The 19,391-nt window shown below is 65.5% G+C and carries 15 protein-coding genes; 13 read left to right on the top strand and 2 right to left on the bottom strand.

What is annotated here, in order from left to right; genetic code table 11:
* The first annotated feature begins 30 nt into the window (after positions 1–30).
* Positions 31–5,763 (top strand): Hpt domain-containing protein, encoded by a 5,733-nt coding sequence (locus ACP7BZ_RS16155; RefSeq protein WP_426114937.1) that lies wholly within the window; start codon positions 31–33, stop codon positions 5,761–5,763.
* Positions 5,764–5,812: 49 nt separating this feature from the next.
* Here the strand turns inward: ACP7BZ_RS16155 and ACP7BZ_RS16150 are convergent, their stop codons facing one another.
* Entirely contained in the window at positions 5,813–7,264 is a 1,452-nt protein-coding gene (locus ACP7BZ_RS16150; RefSeq protein ID WP_426114935.1) for a cryptochrome/photolyase family protein, read from the bottom strand.
* 210 nt (positions 7,265–7,474) lie between these two features.
* Between ACP7BZ_RS16150 and ACP7BZ_RS16145 the strand changes: the two genes are divergently transcribed.
* From ACP7BZ_RS16145 to ACP7BZ_RS16120, 6 genes are read left to right on the top strand one after another with little or no spacing between them, the layout of a single operon-like run.
* Positions 7,475–8,101 carry a YqgE/AlgH family protein gene (locus tag ACP7BZ_RS16145; protein WP_426115289.1) on the top strand — a complete coding sequence of 209 codons (627 nt, stop codon included), beginning with the start codon at positions 7,475–7,477 and terminating at the stop codon, positions 8,099–8,101.
* Positions 8,101–8,505, top strand: a complete 405-nt coding sequence (gene ruvX, locus ACP7BZ_RS16140) for a Holliday junction resolvase RuvX (protein ID WP_426114933.1) — start codon at positions 8,101–8,103, stop codon at positions 8,503–8,505. The genes ACP7BZ_RS16145 and ruvX overlap by 1 nt, the downstream gene beginning before the upstream one ends.
* Positions 8,480–8,998 (top strand): bifunctional pyr operon transcriptional regulator/uracil phosphoribosyltransferase PyrR, encoded by a 519-nt coding sequence (gene pyrR, locus ACP7BZ_RS16135; RefSeq protein ID WP_426114931.1) that lies wholly within the window; start codon positions 8,480–8,482, stop codon positions 8,996–8,998. Before ruvX ends, pyrR begins: the two co-directional genes overlap by 26 nt.
* The gene (locus ACP7BZ_RS16130) at positions 8,991–9,956 is read left to right on the top strand and encodes an aspartate carbamoyltransferase catalytic subunit (RefSeq protein ID WP_426114929.1); all 966 of its coding nucleotides are present in this window, start codon (positions 8,991–8,993) and stop codon (positions 9,954–9,956) included. Before pyrR ends, ACP7BZ_RS16130 begins: the two co-directional genes overlap by 8 nt.
* A 43-nt stretch (positions 9,957–9,999) precedes the next feature.
* Positions 10,000–11,283 (top strand): dihydroorotase, encoded by a 1,284-nt coding sequence (locus ACP7BZ_RS16125; protein ID WP_426114927.1) that lies wholly within the window; start codon positions 10,000–10,002, stop codon positions 11,281–11,283.
* A 52-nt stretch (positions 11,284–11,335) separates the two neighbouring features.
* Positions 11,336–12,082: a lysophospholipid acyltransferase family protein gene (locus ACP7BZ_RS16120; protein ID WP_426114925.1), complete on the top strand. Its 747-nt coding sequence runs from the start codon at positions 11,336–11,338 to the stop codon at positions 12,080–12,082.
* 15 nt (positions 12,083–12,097) lie between these two features.
* Here ACP7BZ_RS16120 and ACP7BZ_RS16115 read toward each other — a convergent pair whose 3' ends face one another.
* Positions 12,098–12,949 carry a symmetrical bis(5'-nucleosyl)-tetraphosphatase gene (locus ACP7BZ_RS16115; RefSeq protein ID WP_426114923.1) on the bottom strand — a complete coding sequence of 284 codons (852 nt, stop codon included), beginning with the start codon at positions 12,947–12,949 and terminating at the stop codon, positions 12,098–12,100.
* 86 nt (positions 12,950–13,035) lie between these two features.
* On the opposite strand from ACP7BZ_RS16115, the gene rfbC reads away from it, so the two are divergent.
* The 6 genes from rfbC to waaA all read left to right on the top strand — a co-directional run bounded on the left by rfbC (position 13,036) and on the right by waaA (position 19,359).
* Positions 13,036–13,581 (top strand): dTDP-4-dehydrorhamnose 3,5-epimerase, encoded by a 546-nt coding sequence (gene rfbC, locus ACP7BZ_RS16110; RefSeq protein WP_426115287.1) that lies wholly within the window; start codon positions 13,036–13,038, stop codon positions 13,579–13,581.
* 239 nt (positions 13,582–13,820) lie between these two features.
* Entirely contained in the window at positions 13,821–14,915 is a 1,095-nt protein-coding gene (locus ACP7BZ_RS16105; RefSeq protein ID WP_426114921.1) for an MraY family glycosyltransferase, read from the top strand.
* A gap of 82 nt (positions 14,916–14,997) precedes the next feature.
* Positions 14,998–15,309, top strand: a complete 312-nt coding sequence (locus ACP7BZ_RS16100; protein ID WP_426114919.1) for an H-NS family nucleoid-associated regulatory protein — start codon at positions 14,998–15,000, stop codon at positions 15,307–15,309.
* A gap of 359 nt (positions 15,310–15,668) precedes the next feature.
* A complete protein-coding gene (locus ACP7BZ_RS16095; protein ID WP_426114917.1) occupies positions 15,669–17,048 on the top strand; it encodes a phosphomannomutase/phosphoglucomutase in 1,380 nt (459 codons plus the stop codon).
* 17 nt (positions 17,049–17,065) lie between these two features.
* Positions 17,066–18,052 carry a lipopolysaccharide heptosyltransferase I gene (waaC, locus tag ACP7BZ_RS16090; protein ID WP_426115285.1) on the top strand — a complete coding sequence of 329 codons (987 nt, stop codon included), beginning with the start codon at positions 17,066–17,068 and terminating at the stop codon, positions 18,050–18,052.
* Entirely contained in the window at positions 18,049–19,359 is a 1,311-nt protein-coding gene (waaA, locus tag ACP7BZ_RS16085; RefSeq protein ID WP_426114915.1) for a lipid IV(A) 3-deoxy-D-manno-octulosonic acid transferase, read from the top strand. Before waaC ends, waaA begins: the two co-directional genes overlap by 4 nt.
* Positions 19,360–19,391: the final 32 nt, after the last annotated feature.

Below are 19,391 nucleotides of genomic sequence, written 5' to 3'. Positions count from 1 at the left end.
TGCTACGGCTTACCCCAACGGATCACCCCAATGACTGACCATTCGCCTACACCCGCACTGCCGACGACGGCCGCCTATTTCGATACCGGTCCGCTGTCATGGGTCATCGGCGAAATCCGCGAGGCGCTTGAGCGCTCGCGCGTCGCCCTGACCGAAGCGTCCGCGCGTGACGGCGATGCCCGCGTCACCAGCCTGCAGCACGCCCGCACCCACCTGCACCAGGCCCACGGCGCGTTGCAGATGGTCGATGTCGAAGGGGTGGCGCTGCTGACGGCCGCCGCCGAAGCGGCCATCGAGCGCATGCGCGAGGGTGCACTGGCGTTGGATAGCGCCGGCTTTGCCGCCGCCACCGTTGCCATTGCCGACGCCTACCAGGCCATCGCCGAGTACCTCGATGAGCTGATGGGCGGCGCGCCGCCGCAGCCGGCCCGCCTGTTTCCCTACCATCGCGCGCTGCAGCAGGCGCTGGGCGCCGAACGGATTCACCCGTCCGACCTGCTGTTCGTCGATCTGTCGGTGCAGGTGCCGCTGGCGCCCCATGTGGCCGCGGCGGTTGCCACGGTGCCTGACTACAAGGCCTGCCGCGCGGCGTTTGAAAAAGCCCTGCTGCCATTTCTGAAAAACCCCGACAGCGCGGCCCAGCGCGGCAATGCACAAGCGCTGCGCGAGACCATCGCGCTGATCGAGCAGGGCCAGTCGGAGGCGCCGGCGCGCACCTTCTGGATGGCCATGCGCTGTTTCGCCGAACTGGTCGCCTGCGGCCAGGTGAACGGCGATTTGTACGTCAAGCAGCTGTTTGGCCTGATCAATCTGCAAATCCGCCGGCTGTCGCAAGGGCAGGGCAGCCTGCCCGAAGCGATGCTGCGCGACGCCCTGTTTTTTATCGCCGCCGCCAGCGCGCCATCGAGCGACGCCCAGCTGCTGCGCCGCGCCTATGGCCTGGCCGGGGTGGTACCGAGCGATTACGATAACCGCCGTTATGGCCGCATCGATCCGCTGGCCCTGAAAGCGGCCAAGGATGCGCTGGTGCAGACCAAGAGTGACTGGGACCGGGTCGCCGCCGAACCGAGCGTGCGTCTGGAAGAAGAGTTTAACCGCGCCCTTGCCACCCTGGCCGGCGCCAGCGACAAGCTGGGCGCACCGGCGCTGGCGCAACTGCTGCGCGAACTGGGGCGCGCCGCCAGCGCTTCGATCGCCAGCGGGCGCAGTGATCAGTTCAGCATGGAGATGGCCACCGCTATGCTGTTTGTCGAGCAGGGACTCGACCAGGTGCGCCAGCTGCCCGAGAATTTTGCCGAACACGCCGAAGTGGTCGGTGCGCGCCTGCTGGCGCTGGCCGCCGGCGATACGCCGCCAGCACCGCCCCAGTGGCAGGGCGACCTGTCGCGCCAGATCGCCCAGGGCCAGACCGTCACGGTGCTGGCCGGCGAAATGAAAAGCGCGCTGCGCCAGGTCGAAAAGGTGCTCGACGATTATTACGCCGACGCCAGCCGTCGGCCCACGCTGGCCGTCATCGATCCGCTGCTGCACCAGCTCGAGGGCGCCCTGGCCATCCTCGACCAGGAGCAGGCGGTGCAGGCGGCGCGCCACGTGCGCCAGGCCGTCAAGGCACTGGTGAACGCTGCAGGCCCGGCCGAAGGCGATGCCGAGGCACTGCAAAACATCGCCCGCAACGTCGGTGCGATGGGCTTTTATATCGATATGCTGGGCAGCGATTTCGATGCCGCCCAGCGCCGTTTCCGCTTCGACCAAGCGGCCGGACGGTTCGAGGAAGTGCCGTTCGAAAAGCAGGTGGCGGGCGATACGCCGTTCGACGTCGAGCCGGCCGCCCCAGTGGCGCCCGCAGCGCTCGAGATGGTGCTGGCAGCGCCGGCGGTGCCGGCGCCGGCGGCGCCGGCGGCCAGCGACGACGCCATCGAGGCCGAGCTGCTGGAGATTTTCATTGGCGAGGCGCAGGAAGTGCTCGAACTGGTGGCGGCCACCCTGCCCGCCGCCCGCAGCGAGCCGTCCAATCAACAGACCCTGACGGTACTGCGGCGCTCTTTCCACACCCTCAAGGGCAGCGGCCGCATGGTCGGCCTGAACAATTTTGCCGAAGGCGCCGCCGCCGTCGAAAAAGTCATGAACGCGTGGCTGGGCGACGCCAGAGCAGCCACGCCGGCGGTCCTGGCGCTGCTGGCGTACGCCCATGGCGAGATGGCGGCCTGGGTCGGCGAACTGGCCGCGACCGGCGCCTCCGGCCGCAGCAGCGCCGCCCTGGTCGCGGCCGCTGCGGCGGTGCAGGAGGGTGGCGAGTTTGTGGCTGGCGCCGCGCCGCTGCAGGCGGTGGCCGACGATCTAAAAGCACAACACGCAGCAGCGCTGGCAACTGAGCTGGCAACTGAACTGGCAACTGAACTGGCAACTGAGCTGGCAGCTGAGCAGGCAGCTGAGCAGGCAGCTGGGCAAGCAGCAGCGCAAGCAAGCGAGCAGGCAACTGAGCCGGCAAATGAGCCCGCAAATGAGCCGGCAAATGAGCCGGCAGCGCCCGAGCAGCCCGAAGAACTGGTCGCGCTGCAGCTGGTCGAGCCCGATGCCGTGGCCGACACGACGGGGCGTCCGGCCGGCGCCACTGTGATCGATTTTCCGAGCGCCGTGCCGCAAACGCCGGCGGTGGACAATATTCGCCGGATTGGCGACCTCGAAATCGCCCTGCCGCTGTACAACATCTACCTGGCCGAGACGGACGAGTTGATGCGCGTGCTGACCCAGGACTTTGGCGAATGGCGCCACGAGCCGCTGCGCGCGGTGACAGCGGCGGCATTGAAGGCCGCCCATACGCTCGGTGGCACCTCGGCCACGCTGGGCTTCGAGGCGCTGCGTGGCGTCGCCCAGGGACTCGAAGCGGTGCTGCTGGCGCTGGTGGAGCCGGCGCCGCTGCTGCAAGGCAATCAACGCGATCTGCTCGACGACGCCCTGGCCGTCTCGGCTGACATGCTGCGCCAGTTCGCCCAGGGCGAGCTGGCAGCGCCCGATACCGACATGGTCGCCCGCCTGCAGCACTTGCGCGACACGCTGTCGGCACAAATTGGCCGCGGCGTTGCCCGCAGCGCCGAAGAGCATTATCTGGAACACCACGCTGACGACGAGCTGGCGACCGAGCATGGCGTCAGCAGCGGCGCCGAGGGCGACCGCGAGATTGATCACTACGACCCGGACGCCGATGGCGAAGCGGACGCATCAAGCGCGCTTGCCGCGCAGATCGCGCCGGTCGAACTGGTCGAACTGGCTGAACCGATTGTACCGGAACAGCCGAACGCACCGGAGCAGCCGCTCGTACTGGCAGAGCCGATCGAACTGATCGAGCCGACCGAATTGATCGAGCCGATCGAACTGATCGAGCCGATCGAGCCGATCGCACTGATCGAGCCGACCAAATTGATCGAGCCGATCGAATTGATCGAGCCGATCGCACTGGCCGAACCAGCCGCCGTGGCGGCGCTCGCCGAGCGCGCCGTCGACAGCGCCGTGGCGACGCTGGAAACGACCATCCAGGACGAGCTCGACCCCGACCTGCTGCCGGTCTTCCTGGAAGAAGCTGCCGACATGCTGCCGTCGATCGGCGCGGCCCTGCGTCAGTGGCAAGCCAACCCCGCCGATGTGGCGCCGGCCCAGCAGTTGCTGCGCATGCTGCACACGGTCAAGGGCAGCGCCCGCATGGCCGGCGCCATGCGCCTGGGGCAGCACTCGCACGAGATCGAAAGCCAGATCGAAAACATGGTCCACGCCGGCACCAGCACGCCGGCCGCCTTCGACGAGGTACTGGCCAACTACGATCACGCCGTGCTGCTGTTCGAGCAGCTGCAAAACCCCACCGCCGCCAGCGCGCTGGCGCCGTTGCCGGTTGCTGCCGCCGCCAGCGCCGTCGCCAGTGCCGCGCCTGTCGCCGCTGCCGCCACTGCCGAACAGGGCCCGGCGCGCGCCGCGCTGGTGCGGGTGCGTGCCGACATTCTCGACCGCCTGGTCAACCAGGCCGGCGAAGTATCGATCACCCGCTCGAAGCTGGAGAACCAGGTCGGCAGCCTGAAAACCTCGCTGAACGATTTTTCCGACAATCTCGCTCGCCTGTCGCGCCAGCTGCGCGAAGTGGAAATGCAGGCCGAGTCGCAGATCGCGTCGCGCATGTCGGTGTCGAGCGAACGCGAATTCGACCCGCTCGAATTCGACCGCTTCACCCGCCTGCAGGAACTGACGCGGATGATGGCCGAAAGCGTCAATGACGTCGCCTCCTTCCACGACAGCTTGAGCCGCACGGTCGATGCTGCCAGCGCCGACCTGGTGCAGCAGGGCCGTCTGACGCGCGATCTGCAGCGCGACCTCATGCGGGTGCGGATGGTGCCGTTTGCCAGCCTGTCCGAGCGCCTGTTCCGGGTCGCCCGCCAGAGCGCCAAAGAACTCGACAAACGGGTCAACCTGGACATCCGCGGTAGCGCCGTCGAGATCGACCGCAGCGTGCTCGAACAGATGGCGGCACCGTTCGAGCACCTGTTAAGGAACGCCATCGTGCACGGCATCGAGTCGCGCGAGCGTCGGGGCGCCGCTGGCAAGGCTGAAACGGGCGAACTGCTGATGCAGGTAAGCCAGCAGGGTAATGAAGTGGTGATCCAGATCAGCGACGATGGCGCCGGTCTCGATCTGCAAAAAATCCGCGCCAAGGCGGCGCGCGTCGGCCTGGTCGCCGATGGCACCGTGCTCTCCGACGTCGACGCCGCCGCCCTGATTTTCGAGCCGGGCTTTAGTACCGCCGACACCCTCTCCGAACTGGCCGGCCGCGGCGTCGGCATGGATGTGGTGCGCTCGGAAGCGCAGGCGCTCGGTGGTCGCGTGGCGATCGAATCGGAAGCCGGTAAAGGTGCCCGTTTCACCATCCACCTGCCATTGACGCTGGCGGTAACGCAAGTGGTGCTCACCGCCAGCGCCGGCAAGACCTATGCGCTGCCATCGGTGCTGGTCGAGCAGGTGCTGCAAATGAAAGAGAGCGCGCTGCTGGCGGCGCAGGAAGCGGGTGTGGTGATGCACCAGGGCCAGCCGCTGACCTTGCATTATTTACCCACCCTGCTCGGCGACGGCAGCGCCCGTCCACTGGCGCAGCGCTCGTCTCCCGTGATGATTTTAAAGAGCGGCCACGATCGGCTGGCGGTACAGGTCGACGAGGTGCTGGGCAACCGCGAGGTGGTCATCAAGAACATCGGTCCCCAGCTCTCGCGCATGATCGGCATCGCCGGCGCCACCGTGCTCGGTTCGGGTGACATCGTGTTGATTCTCAATCCGGTGGCGCTGTCGCTGCACGGCGCTGGCCGCAGCCACAGCACCATCGAATTGGTCGAGCCGCTGGCGGCACCGCGCGAGGCGGTCATCATGGTGGTCGACGATTCGCTCACCGTGCGCAAGGTCACCCAGCGCCTGCTCGAACGCGAAGGCTACCGGGTGATCCTGGCCAAGGACGGCGTCGACGCCCTCGAACATCTGCAGGCCACCATCCCCGACCTGATGCTGGTCGATATCGAGATGCCGCGCATGGATGGCTTTGACTTGACCCGCAATATCCGCGGCAACGACAGCACCGCGCGGGTGCCGATCATCATGATCACCTCGCGCACCGCCGACAAGCACCGCAATGTGGCGCTGGGGCTGGGCGTGAACGCGTATTTTGGCAAGCCGTTTCAGGAAGATATGCTGCTGGCGGCGATTGCCGGGCTGCTGGGGCGGCCAGTGCCGGCGTGACGCGCAGGTTGCAGCAGGGCGACTGGCAGCGCACGGTGCCAGTCCCCTGTCAGTCCTGCGCCGCAGTGGCCTTGACCACCGCATAACGCGCCAGCGTGGTCGCACGCGCCTCGCCATGATCAACGATCGGCGCCGGATACGCCAGCCGTGACGCCGCTGCCGACTCCCACGGTGCATGAATCGCCTTGTCATCGAGCTGGCGCAGTTGTGGCAGCCAGTGGCGGATGAAGTGCCCCTGTTTGTCGAATTTTTGCGACTGCGTGACGGGATTGAAAATGCGGAAATACGGCTGGGCGTCGCAGCCCGACGACGCCGCCCACTGCCAGCCGCCATTGTTTGACGCCAGCTCGAAGTCGTTCAGGTGCAGGGCAAAATACTGTTCGCCCCAACGCCAGTCGATGCCCAGGTCCTTGACCAGGAACGAGGCCGTCACCATGCGCAGACGGTTGTGCATGAAACCGGTCTGGTTGATCTGCGCCATGGCAGCGTCGACCAGCGGATAGCCGGTGCGCCCTTCGCACCAGGCCGCGAACGCCGCTTCGGCTGCCGTTCCCTGTTCCCATTCCACGGCGTCGTAGGCGCGCTTGAAGGCCTGGCCGGCGACGTGCGGATGGTGATACAGGATCTGTGCATAAAACTCGCGCCAGATCAGCTCCGACAGCCAGATCGGCGCGCCGCCGCCGCCGCCGCCGCTGGCAATCAGCTGGTTGACCGTGCGCACCAGGTGGCGAATCGATACCGTGCCAAAGCGCAGGTGGATCGACAGCGTCGACGTCCCATCGATGGCGGGAAAATCGCGCGCCGTGTCGTAGGCTGCCATGCGGGCAATGAATGCCTCGAAGGTGGCAGCGCCGCCGCTCATGCCGGCGCTGATGCCGACGGCGCCCAGGTCGACCGCGTCGAAACCAAGCTCGGCCAGCGAGGGCAACGATGGTCGTGTGGCAGCGCCCACCGGCGCGGCCAGCCGCGCTGCATGCGGCTCGACCGCCTTTGCTGCCAGGCAGCCAGGCGCTGCGTGCATCTGCTTGAGCCAGGCGTTTTTATACGGCGTGAAGACGGAAAAACGGCCGCCCGCCAGGGTCTTGATGTCATCCTTCGCAAAGATTAGCTGGTCCTTGACCACCAGCAGCTGGCGGCCCGCCAGTTCGAGGGCGTCGGCGACGGCGACGTCACGCGCAATTGCCTGCGGCTCATAATCTTCGCTGGCGTACACCGCCTGCACGCCGAGCTCGGCGGCCAGGCGCACCATGCCGGTTTCGGCATCGGCATGGCGCACGATCAGGTGGCCGCCGAGCGCGCGCAACTCGGCGTCGAGCTCGGCGATACTGGCGTGAATGAAGGCAACACGGCGGTCGCGCCGTGGCAGTTTCGACAAGATGGCGTCGTCATACACGAAAGCGCAATAGACTGTCTTGGACGCGGTGAGCGCATGATGCAGTGCCGCATGATCGAACGCGCGCAGGTCGCGGCGGAACCATACCAGGGATTTTTCGAATGTCATTTCTCGTGTGCAAGGTCAACAGGATGGGGGATTTTACTGGCTAGGATGAAAACCCGTTGCGCGCTTTGGCGGCACGGCGTGGCAGGCTCCCAATTCAGTGTAAACTATTGAAAAGTCCAGCATTGTATTTTTGAACACTGGCTTCAGACTACAAGTGTGTGACAAGAAAGCGTGACGCGTATGAAGAGCAAAATCGACAAAATGCTGACCATGCCTGGCGTGCCGCAGGACAGCAAGGGCCCGCACGATGCCGGTGCGGCAGCGGTCCTGGCCACCTTCAACCTGGCCAACCACTTCCTCATTGCCATGCCGGCGATGCAAGACCCGGTATTTGGCGGTACCGTTGTCTATATCTGCGAGCACAATGACAACGGCGTGCTCGGTGTGGTCATCAACAAGCCCACCGACATGACGATGGAAGTGCTGTTCGACCGCATCGATCTCAAACTGTCGGACCGCCTCGCCCCGGGCGTGGTCAACGAGCCCATCATGTTTGGCGGCCCGGTCCAGGACGACCGCGGTTTCGTGCTGCACACGCCCGGCGAGCGCTATTCGTCGTCGCTGACGGTGACCGATGAAGTGGCGTTTACCACCTCCATCGATGTGCTCGAAGCGGTCGCTGCCGGCGACGGCCCGCAGCGCATGCTGGTATCGATCGGCTACGCCGGCTGGAGCCCGGGCCAGCTCGAAGACGAGATCGGCCGCAACGGCTGGTTGACGGTGGGCGCCGATGCCCACGTGCTGTTCGACCTGCCGGTGGAGCAGCGCTACCATGCCGCCATCAAGCTGCTGGGCATCGATCCGGCCATGCTGGCCCTCGAGGCTGGCCACGCCTGATGGTCGATACGGTCTTCGGTTTTGATTTCGGCATCAAACGCATCGGCATCGCCATCGGCAACACCCTGACCGCGCAAGCGCATCCCCTCGAAGTGATCGCGGCGATCGACAACGCCGCCCGCTTCGCCCGCATTGGCGCGCTCATCGAGCAATGGCGGCCGGCCCGCCTGATCGTTGGCGAGCCGCGCCACCCCGACGGCGCCGAACACGAGATGACGCTGCGCTGCCGCCGCTTCGCCAACCAGCTCCATGGGCGCTACAATCTGCCTGTGGAACTGGTCGACGAGCGCTACTCGTCGGCCGTGATCCAGGCCAAACGGGGCGAGGTCATCGACGACAAGGCCGCCGCCATCATTTTGCAACAATACTTTGACGACCATGCCCACAACCCATCCGCAATTTGACGCCGAGGCCCTGTACCGCGACCTGCTCGCGCAGGTGCGTGCCGGCCTGCACGGCGTCGACGACGTCGCCATCGTCGGCATTCACTCGGGCGGCGCCTGGCTGGCGCAGCGCCTGGCCGCCGACCTTGGCCTGACTGCCCGCCTGGGCTCGATTGACGTCTCGTTCTACCGCGACGACTATGCCAGAAAAGGTCTGCATCCGGACGTCAAGCCCACCCATATCGGCTTTAACGTCGACGGCGCCGCCATCGTGCTGGTCGACGATGTGCTCTACACGGGCCGCACCACGCGCGCCGCCATCAACGTGCTGTTCGACTACGGCCGGCCGGCGCGCATCATGCTGGCGGCGCTGGCCGACCGCGCCGGCCGCGAGTTGCCGGTGGCGGCCGATTTCGTCGCCGCCCATGTCGCCCTTCTGCCTGCCCAGTCGCTGTCGCTGCAGCGCGGCGACGACGGCCTCCTTTCGCTGACCATCGAAGACGACCATGCTTAATCCGCAACTGAACAAACACGGCGAGCTGCAGCACCTGCTGAGTATTGAAGGCCTGCCCAAATCCATCGTCAATCACATCCTCGACACGGCGTCGTCGTTCGTCGGCCTGTCCGACCGCGAAGTGAAAAAAGTGCCGCTGATGCGCGGCAAAAGCGTGTTCAACCTGTTTTTTGAAAACTCCACGCGCACCCGCACCACCTTCGAGATCGCCTCGAAGCGTTTGTCGGCCGACGTCATCAACCTGAATATTTCGGCGTCGTCGGCCAGCAAGGGCGAGTCGCTGCTCGACACCATCGACAACCTGGCGGCCATGCACGCCGACATGTTCGTGGTGCGCCACGCGCAATCGGGCGCGCCTTACCTGATCGCCAAGCACCTGATCGACACCAAGCAAAGCCATGTCCACGTGGTCAATGCGGGTGACGGCCGCCATGCCCACCCGACCCAGGGTTTGCTGGACATGTACACCATCCGCCACTACAAAAAAGACTTCACCAATCTGACCGTGGCGATCGTCGGCGACATCCTGCACAGCCGGGTGGCGCGTTCCGATATTCACGCCTTGACCACGCTGGGGGTACCGGAAGTGCGCGCGATCGGCCCGCACACGCTGCTGCCGGGCGGCCTCGAACAGATGGGCGTGCGGGTATTTACCAATATGGATGAAGGCCTCAAGGGCGTCGACGTCATCATCATGCTGCGCCTGCAGAGCGAGCGCATGAGCGGCGCGCTGCTGCCGTCGGCGCAGGAATATTTTAAAAGCTACGGCCTGACCCCCGAGCGGCTGGCACTGGCCAAGCCGGACGCCATCGTCATGCACCCGGGACCGATGAACCGCGGCGTCGAGATCGACTCGGCGGTGGCCGACGGCGCCCAGGCCGTGATTCTGCCGCAAGTGACCTTCGGTATCGCCGTGCGCATGGCGGTGATGAGCATCGTCGCCGGCACCCATGGCTAAACGCATCGCTCAGCCCACAGCGCACACCTGACAAGACAAACTGATGAAACTGCATATCAAGAACGGTCGCCTGATCGACCCCGCCAACGGCATCGACGCCGGCCGCGACCTGTACATCGACAACGGCCGCGTGGTCGCCATCGGCGCCGCCCCGGCCGGCTTTGTCGCCACCCGCGTGATCGACGCCGCCGGGCTGGTCGTGGCCCCCGGCCTGGTCGACCTGTCGGCGCGCCTGCGCGAGCCGGGTTACGAATACAAGGCCACCCTCGAATCGGAAATGCAGGCGGCCATGCAGGGCGGGGTGACCAGCCTGGTGTGCCCGCCCGACACCGACCCCGTGCTCGACGAACCGGGCCTGGTGGAGATGCTCAAGCACCGCGCGCGCGGCCTGCACCAGGCCCACGTCCATCCGCTCGGCGCCCTCACCATGGGCTTGAAGGGCAAGGCGCTCACCGAAATGGCGGAATTGACCGAAGCCGGCTGCATCGGCTTCGCCCAGGCCGAGGAGCCCATCGAAGACACCAATGTGCTGCTGCGCGCGCTGCAGTACGCGCGCACCTTCGATTACACCGTCTGGCTGCGCCCGCAGGATGCCCACATCGGCCGCGGCGGCATCGCCCATAGCGGCGCGCTGGCCTCGCGCCTGGGCCTGTCGGGGGTGCCGGTGATGAGCGAAACCATCGCCCTGCACACCATCTTCGAACTGGTGCGCGCCACCGGCGCCCGCGTGCACCTGTGCCGCATGTCGTCCGCCGCCGGGCTCGAACTGGTGCGCGCGGCCAAGCGCGAGGGCTTGCCCGTCACCTGCGACGTCGGCGTCCACCACATCCACATGACCGACGCCGACATCGGCTTTTTCGATTCGAATGCCCGCGTGACGCCACCGTTTCGCAGCCAGCGCGACCGCGACGCCATCCGCGCCGGTCTGGCCGATGGCCTGATCGATGCCATCTGCTCCGATCACACGCCGGTCGACGACGATGAAAAGCTGCTGCCGTTCGGCGAAGCCTCACCGGGCGCCACCGGCCTGGAGCTGCTGCTGTCGCTGGCCCTGAAATGGGCCGACGACCATGCGGGCGCCTCGCTGGCGGCGGCGCTGGCCAAGGTCACCTGCGACCCGGCGCGGGTGGCCGGTCTGGCTGCTGGCCAGTTGGCGGTGGGCGCGGTGGCCGACGTGGTGCTGTTCGATGCGGCCGCGCGCTGGACAGTGGCGCCCGCCGCGCTGGCCAGCCAGGGCAAGCACACGCCGTTCCTCGGCTACGAGCTGGCCGGGCGGGTGATGGCCACCATCGTCGCCGGCCAGTTGGCGTGGGAGCGCACGGCTTGATGTTGCTGTCGACGGTCCGTGTTGTTGCCGGCTGCCTGATGTGACGTTCGCTGTGGCGCTTCGCCTGTTGCGCGTGCTGGTCCATGTTGGCGAAGGGCTGCTCACCTGCGCGCTGCTATTCCCGTTTGTTTCTGGCGCGCGGCGCGAGCGCCTGGTGGCGCGGTGGTCGCGCCGCCTGCTGGCGATCTGCCGCGTTGCACTGGCGCCGCATGGTGCGCCGCTGGAGCACGCGCTGCTGGCGGCCAATCACGTCTCCTGGCTCGATATCTTCGTCATCAATGCGGTGGCGCCGTCGCACTTTGTCGCCAAGGCGGAAATCCGCGCCTGGCCCTTACTGGGCTGGCTGACGGCGCAGGCCGGTACCGTGTTCATCGCACGCGGCAGCCGGCGCGCGCTGCGCCACACCTTCAAGGGCATCGTCGACCAGCTCGCGCAGGGCGGGCGGGTGGCGTTCTTCCCTGAAGGGACCACCGCCGCCCAGGGCCGCTTGCTGGCCTTTCACGCCAACCTGTTCGAAGCGGCGATCGACGCCGGCGTGCCAGTGCAGCCGCTGGCGCTGGTCTACCTCGATGCGAGCGGCGCGCCGCATGCGGGCGTCGATTTCACCGGTGCGGTGACCTTCGGCGCCAGCCTTTTGACCATTCTTGGCGGGCCACCGGTGCAGGCGCGCCTGCACTGGCTGGCGCCGATCGCGGGACGCGATGCCCACCGGCGCGACCTGAGCGCGGCCACCCGCGTCGCCATCGATGGCGTGATTGCGCAGGTCATCGGCAGTGCCGGTAGCGCCCGCGCCGCCTGAAGGCAAGCTGCAGCGCTAGCGCGCCTTTTTCGCTTTGCTGTGGCGGTATTCAGGGCAGTCCACTTGCAGCAGGCTGCGCTCTTCCAGGCAGACGGCACTGAGTTTGCCGCCCCACACGCAGCCGCTGTCGAGGCCGATGACGTCATCGCGCAGCAGCAGGCCCAGCGCCGACCAGTGGCCGAACACCACGGTGACGTCGCCGCTGCGCCGCTGCGCCAGCTCGAACCAGGGCAGCAGCCCCGATGCTGCCGGCGCCTGTGCGCTTTCCTTGTGGCCGAACGCCATGCGGCCATCGGCCGTACAAAAGCGCATGCGGGTGAGGGCGTTGACGATGCAGCACAAGCGCTCGTCGCCGCGCAGCTGGTCATCCCAGCGGTCCGGCGTGTTGCCGTACATGGTTGCCAGCAGCGTGCGCCAGTGCGGTCCCTGCAGCGCTGCTGCCACTTCGCCAGCGAGCGCCACGGTTTGCTCGGCGCTCCACTCTGGCAGCACGCCGGCGTGCAGCAGCAGGTGGGCGCCGCGCCGCAGCGCCAGCGGGCGCGCGCGCAGCCAGTCCATCAGCTCGGCGCGGTCGGGGGCGGCGAGGATGGCGTCGAAGGTGTCGCCGCGCGAGGCTGGCTGGACGCCGGCGGCAACCGCCAGCAGGTGCAGATCATGGTTGCCCAGCAGCGCCTCGACGTTGCTGCCTGGCGCTTCGCATAGCGCGCGGACACGGCGCAGCGCGCCCAGCGAATCCGGGCCGCGGTTGACCAGGTCGCCAACGAAGATGACGGCATAGGCGCCATCGGCCTGTTGCGCAATTTTGTCGAGCAGCAGGTTCGCTTCATGCATGCAACCCTGAAGGTCGCCGATTGCGTAAGTTTTCATTACATTTTTGTTGGGGTGGGGGACCGAGTTTCACATAGAATTGCGCTGTGGTTGGCACTTTTTTAATGCACGTACAAGGATATCGAATGAAAGTGACGCCAACGGCGATTCCGGAAGTGCTGATCGTCGAGCCAAAAGTCTATGGCGATGCGCGCGGTTTTTTCTACGAAAGCTTCAATGCGCGCCAGTTTGCCGAAGCCACCGGTCAGCAGGTGGTGTTCGTGCAGGACGACCATGTGCGCTCGGCGCGCGATGTGCTCAGGGGCCTGCATTATCAGGTCGGCTTACCACAGGCTAAACTGGTGCGGACGATCGTGGGGTCGGTGTTTGCAGTGGTGCTGGACCTGCGCGCGCAATCGCCATTCTTCGGGCGCTGGGTGTCGATGACGCTGTCGGCCGAGAATTGCCGGCAGTTATGGGTGCCAGCCGGTTTCGCTTATGGCTCGCTGGTGACGAGCGAATTTGCCGAGTCCCTGGTGAAGTCGAGCGATTACTGGACACCGCAAAGCGAACGTACCATTTTATGGAATGATCCGGCGCTGGCGATCGAGTGGCCATTGCGCGGTGCCGCAATGGTGTCAGCCAGGGATAATCAGGGTACTGCGCTGGCAGCAGCGGAAGTATTTCGTTGACACGGCCACGCAATCGCCGAATTCCCTTCGAGCAACTGTGGGCCGATCATTGCAGGCCGCTTATCAAGCCAGCGCCGGGTGACGCTGGTTTGGCCGGCGCCGTCAATACAGGCGCACTGGCGGCCATGCATTGCACTGCCGCCAAGGCTTTACCCTTCAAACCATTTCTTTGAGCTGCTGTCGCCGCCGCCGCACCGATCGGCGCACTGGCGATTAACGAGAATTACCAGAGTAATCAAATGTTTTCCTTTCTCATCAGCTTCTTTTCATCTGCACTACTGACCCTGCTGGTGATTAAACAATCGCGCCTGCACGGGCCGGCGCTGGACGCCGATTTTCACGGTGTTCAGAAAGTCCATGTGCATGCGGTGGCGCGGATTGGCGGCTTGCCGATCTTTATGGCCGTATTGATTAGTGCGGGCATTTCTATTTGGCGGGTGCCGGAAATGACAACCACCATGTTGTCCTTGTTGCTGTGTGCATCGGTGGCGTTTGCCGGCGGCATCGTCGAGGATTACACCGGCGCTGTCAGTCCGTCGCGGCGCCTGCTGCTGACCATGACGGCGGCGGCGCTGGCATGGTGGCTCATTGGCGCGCGCCTGAACCGCATCGACATGCCGTTCGGCGTGCTGTCGCTCCATTACGCCTGGCTGATGCTACCGCTGACGGTGCTGGCAGTGGCCGGCATTGCCAACGCTGTCAATATCATCGATGGTTTCAATGGCCTGGCCAGCGTTGTCAGCATTTGCATGATGGTGTCGCTCGCTTATGTGGCGGTGCAGGTCAATGATGTATTTATCGTGGTGGCAGCACTGATCATGGCCGGTGCGACTGCCGGTTTTCTGATCTGGAATTATCCAGTCGGCCTGATTTTCCTGGGCGATGGCGGTGCCTATTTTATTGGGTTCATGCTGGCTGAATTGGCATTATTGCTGGTCATCCGCAATCCACAGGTGTCGACCTGGTACCCGGTGTTGCTGCTGATTTATCCGGCGTTTGAAACGGTATTTTCCGCCTATCGCAGAATGTTCTTGCGGGGGCAATCGCCGGCAATGCCAGATGGAATTCATTTGCACAGTTTGATTTTTCGGCGGGTGGTGCAATGGGCGGTGGGGCGCAAGGAAGGACGCGCGCTGATGCGCCGTAATGCGCTGACTTCACCTTATCTGTGGGCACTATCGCTGATGGCGGTGATTCCCGCATCGCTGTTTTGGCGCCACACGGGTCTCTTGATTAGCTGTGCTTTGTTGTTTATGCTGATTTATACTTGGCTGTATGCGCGCATTGTCCGATTCCGGTCGCCGCGCTGGCTGATATGGCGTAAAAGGGACTAGCATTTCATTGCAGTTGTAGTATATTGCGACAATTGGTGAGTTTTCACTTAATCGGCCTCAACCCACTACCAAGGAAAAGACAATGGACCTGTCAAATATGTCAGTTGGCGATATGCGCAATCTGCAGGATCAAATCAAGCAGGAAATGAAGAAGCGCGAGCAATCGGACCTGGCGAAGGCGCGTGAGCAAATTCTGGCAATCGCGCAAAGTGTTGGCGTGCCATTGAAAGACTTGCTGGCAACGACTGGCCGTGGTGGTAAAACCGGTACCGTCGCCGTGCGCTTCCGCAATCCCGATAACGCTTCGCAGCAATGGACCGGCCGTGGCCGTCAGCCGAAATGGGTCAAGGAATGGGTCGAAGGCGGTAAATCGATCGACAAGCTGCGCGTATAAGCGCCACCCCGGACCAGGCGGCGCCGGCGCATAGCCGCATGCCCCAGCTGGTCCGCGGTATTGGTGTGCATACCGGGTTCGCACACCGGGTTTGCATACCGGGTTTGGGTACCGGGTTTGTCCCCATTTTTGCTGTAATCGTTTTATCTCTGCGGTGGCGCCGTAGTTTCTCCGCCAGCCTGACACGAGCGCGCCCAGTCCATGCGCCGCCCGTCATCATTCCCATTACTCCCGCCAGCCGCTACAATACCCCCGGTTTCATTCGCCGTCGTTGCATTGCCGCGCCTGCCGCCGAGCGCCGCTTTTTGACCACCCCGACTATTGGCTCTATCGGCTATCACATCAGACAGGTAAAACATATGGTTGCGCTTTCCCCATCGATCTTTAAAGCCTACGACATCCGCGGCGTGATTGGCAGGTCCCTCGACGCCGCGGTGGCGCATCAGATCGGCCAGGCCTTCGGCAGGGCGGTGCTGGCCAAGGGGGAGCGCAGCGTGGTGATCGGTCGCGATGGCCGCCTGTCCGGTCCCGAGCTGGCCAGCGCGCTGGCGGCCGGCCTGCAGGCGGCCGGGGTCGACGTCATCGACCTCGGCGTGGTGGCCACGCCGATGGTCTATTACGGCACCAAGGTGCTGGGCGCGAGCTCCGGCATCATGGTCACTGGCAGTCACAATCCGCCCGACTACAACGGTTTCAAAATGGTGCTCGCCGGTGAAGCCATCCATGGCAGCACGATTACCGCCCTCTACGACAGCATCGTCGCCCATGACGGCAGCAGCGCCGCCAGCCCTGGCAGTTACGCCACCCATGACATCGGCGCCGCTTACCTCGCGCGCATCATCGGCGACGTCAAGCTGGCCCGTCCCATCAAGATCGCCGTCGATTGCGGCAATGGCGTCGCCGGCGCCTTTGCCGGCGACCTGTTTCGCGGCATGGGCTGCGAAGTGATCGAACTGTTTTGCGAGGTCGACGGCCACTTTCCCAACCACCACCCGGACCCGGCCCATCCGGAAAACCTGCAGGACCTGATCGCCTGCCTGCGCCAAACCGACGCCGAAATCGGCATCGCTTTCGACGGCGACGGCGATCGCCTGGGCGTGGTTACCAAGGATGGCCAGATCATCTATCCCGACCGCCAGATGATGCTGTTCGCCGCCGACGTGCTCACGCGCCATCCGGGCGCGCAAATCCTGTATGACGTCAAATGCACGCGTCACCTGGCGCCCTACATCGCCAGTCATGGCGGCGTGCCGCTGATGTGGAAAACCGGCCACTCGCTGGTCAAGGCCAAGCTGAAGGAAACCGGCGCGCCGCTGGGCGGCGAGATGAGCGGTCACATCTTCTTTTCCGACCGCTGGTACGGTTTTGACGATGGCCTGTATGCGGGCGCGCGCCTGCTCGAACTGCTCACTCGCGTGGCCGATCCATCGGCCCTGCTCAACGCGCTGCCGCAATCGGACAGCACCCCCGAACTGCACCTGGAACTGCCGGAGGGTGAAAACGTCGCCCTCATCGAGCAGCTGCGCAGCGACGCCTTTCCCGGCCATCAACGCATCATCACCATCGACGGTTTGCGGGTTGAATACGCCGACGGCTTCGGCCTGGCGCGCTCGTCGAACACCACCCCGGTGGTGGTGATGCGCTTCGAGGCGGAGACGCCAGCGGCGCTGGCGCGCATCCAGGCCGAATTCAAGCGCGCCATCAGCACGGCGCGCCCTGACGCCACGCTGCCGTTCTGACGGAGCGCTGTTTGACGATGCGCCTGAAGATCCTGCTGGTGCGCGTGTCGTCGCTGGGCGACGTGCTGCACAACCTGCCGATGGTGGCTGACCTGCGCCGCCACTTTCCCGATGCCGCCATCGATTGGGTGGTCGAGGAAGCCTACGTCAGCCTGGTGCGGCTGCACCCGGGCGTGCGCCGCATCGTGCCGTTTGCCCTGCGCCGCTGGCGCAAGAGCCTGGGCAGCGCCGCTACCCGCGCCGAGATCGGCGCCTTCTGGCGCAGCTTGCGCGCCGAGCGCTACGACCTGGTGTTCGATACCCAGGGCTTGCTCAAGACCGGCGTCATCATGGGCGCGGCGCGGCTGGCGCCGGGCGGTCGTAAAATCGGCCTGGGCAATCGCAGCGAAGGCTCCGGCTATGAAGCGCTGTCGCGCATCTTTCATACCGATAGCATCCGCCTCGACCCGCGCACCCACGCGGTGGCGCGCGCGCGCCTGGTGGCGGCGCGCGCGCTCGGTTACAGCGTCGATAGCGCCGCCGAATTTGGCTTGCCGGCAGTGGACGGGGCGCCGCCGCCCGCCTGGATGCCGGCGGCGCCGTATGTCGTGTTCTTTCACGGTACCGCGCGCGCCGCCAAAAAATGGCCAAGCGCGCACTGGATCGCGCTCGGTCGCCAGCTCGCTCCCATGCCGGTTCTGCTGGCGTGGGGCTCGGCGGCTGAAAAAATCGAGGCCGAGGCGATTGCCGCCGGCCTGCCGCAGGCGCAGGTGCTGCCGCAACTGTCGATGGAAGAGGCCGTGCGGCTGGCCAGAAACGCCGCGCTGGCGGTCGGTGTCGACACCGGCCTGACCCATATCGCCGCCGCGTTTGTGCGCCCCACCGTCGAGATCTATGCCGATTCGCCGCGCTGGAAAACCGAGGGCAACTGGTCGCCGCTGATCGTCAACCTGGGCGATCAGGGCGACCCGCCGTCGGTCGATCAGGTGGCCGCCGCTGCCCTGGCACTGCTGGGGCGCGCATGAATCGCCCCACCTACAACTTGCTGTGGCGGCTGGCCATGCCGCTGGTACTGGCGCGCCTGTGGTGGCGCGGCTTGCGCGAATCTGGCTATCGCAAGCACTGGAATGAGCGGCGCGGCCACTACGGCGCGCGTGGCGCCGGCTGGCATACGCTGTGGATCCACGCGGTATCGGTGGGCGAGACGCGCGCCGCCGAGCCGCTGGTCGACGCGCTGATGGCGCTGTATCCGAACAGCCGTATCCTGATGACGCACATGACGCCGACCGGCCGCGCCGCCGGCCACGAACTGTTCGCCCGCCATGGCGACCGTTTCGTGCAGTCGTATCTGCCGTATGACACGGTGTCCAAGCTGACCCGTTTCATGCGCCATTTCACCCCGCGCATCTGCATCCTGATGGAGACCGAAGTGTGGCCCAACCTGATCGCGGTGTGCAAGACGCGTGGCATCACGGTGGCGCTGGTCAATGCCCGCCTGTCGGAGCGCTCGCTGCGTCGCGCCGGGCGGTTTGGCCGCTTGATGACGCAGGCAGCGGCGCAACTGTCGCTGGTGGCGGCGCAGACCGAGCGCGATGCCAGCCGCATCAGTTCGCTGGGCGCACCCCGTGTGGTCATCACTGGCAACATCAAGTTCGACGTCGCCGTGCCGGCGGCGGCGCTGGCCAGGGGCCGCTTTTTGCGCCAGCGCATCAATGCCGATGCCGATGGCGACAGCGGTGGCGCAGGGCGGCCGGTGCTGCTGTGCGCCAGCACCCGCGAAGGCGAGGAGGCGCTGATTCTCGATGCCTTCAAGGCCATGCCGGAGCGTCCGCCCGGCATGCTGCTGCTGCTCGTGCCCCGTCATCCGCAGCGCTTCGATGAGGTGGCCAACCTGGCGGGCCTGCGCGGCCTGCGGGTGGCGCGGCGCTCGACGCTGGGTCAGGACGGCGCCGATCTCGACAGCGCTGTCGAGGTGCTGGTGGGCGACACCATGGGCGAGATGGTGGCCTATTACGCCGCCTGCGATTGCGCCTTCATCGGTGGCAGCCTGCTGCCGCTGGGCGGGCAGAATCTGATCGAGGCTTGCGCTGTTGGCAAACCGGTGCTGATCGGTGCGCACACCTTCAATTTCGCGGTCGCCAGCGACGAGGCGGTCGCCGCCGGTGCCGCCGTGCGGGTTGTCGATGCCGCCGCCATGCTGGCGCAGGCGCGCCAGCTACTGCTCGATACGATGACGCGCAACAGCATGGGCGCGGCCGCATTCGGCTTCGCCGCCGCCCACCGCGGCGCCACCACGCGCACGGTTGAATTATTGCAGGGGCTGATTTATTAAATTTGCTACCATAAGCATTTCAGGCCCGGTCA

It is taken from the genome of Massilia sp. PWRC2 (genome assembly GCF_049896725.1).
Classification (GTDB): Bacteria; Pseudomonadota; Gammaproteobacteria; order Burkholderiales; family Burkholderiaceae_D; genus JAFCUW01.
Note: the sequence above shows the minus strand (reverse complement) of the source record. Positions and strands in the feature narration are given on the sequence as shown.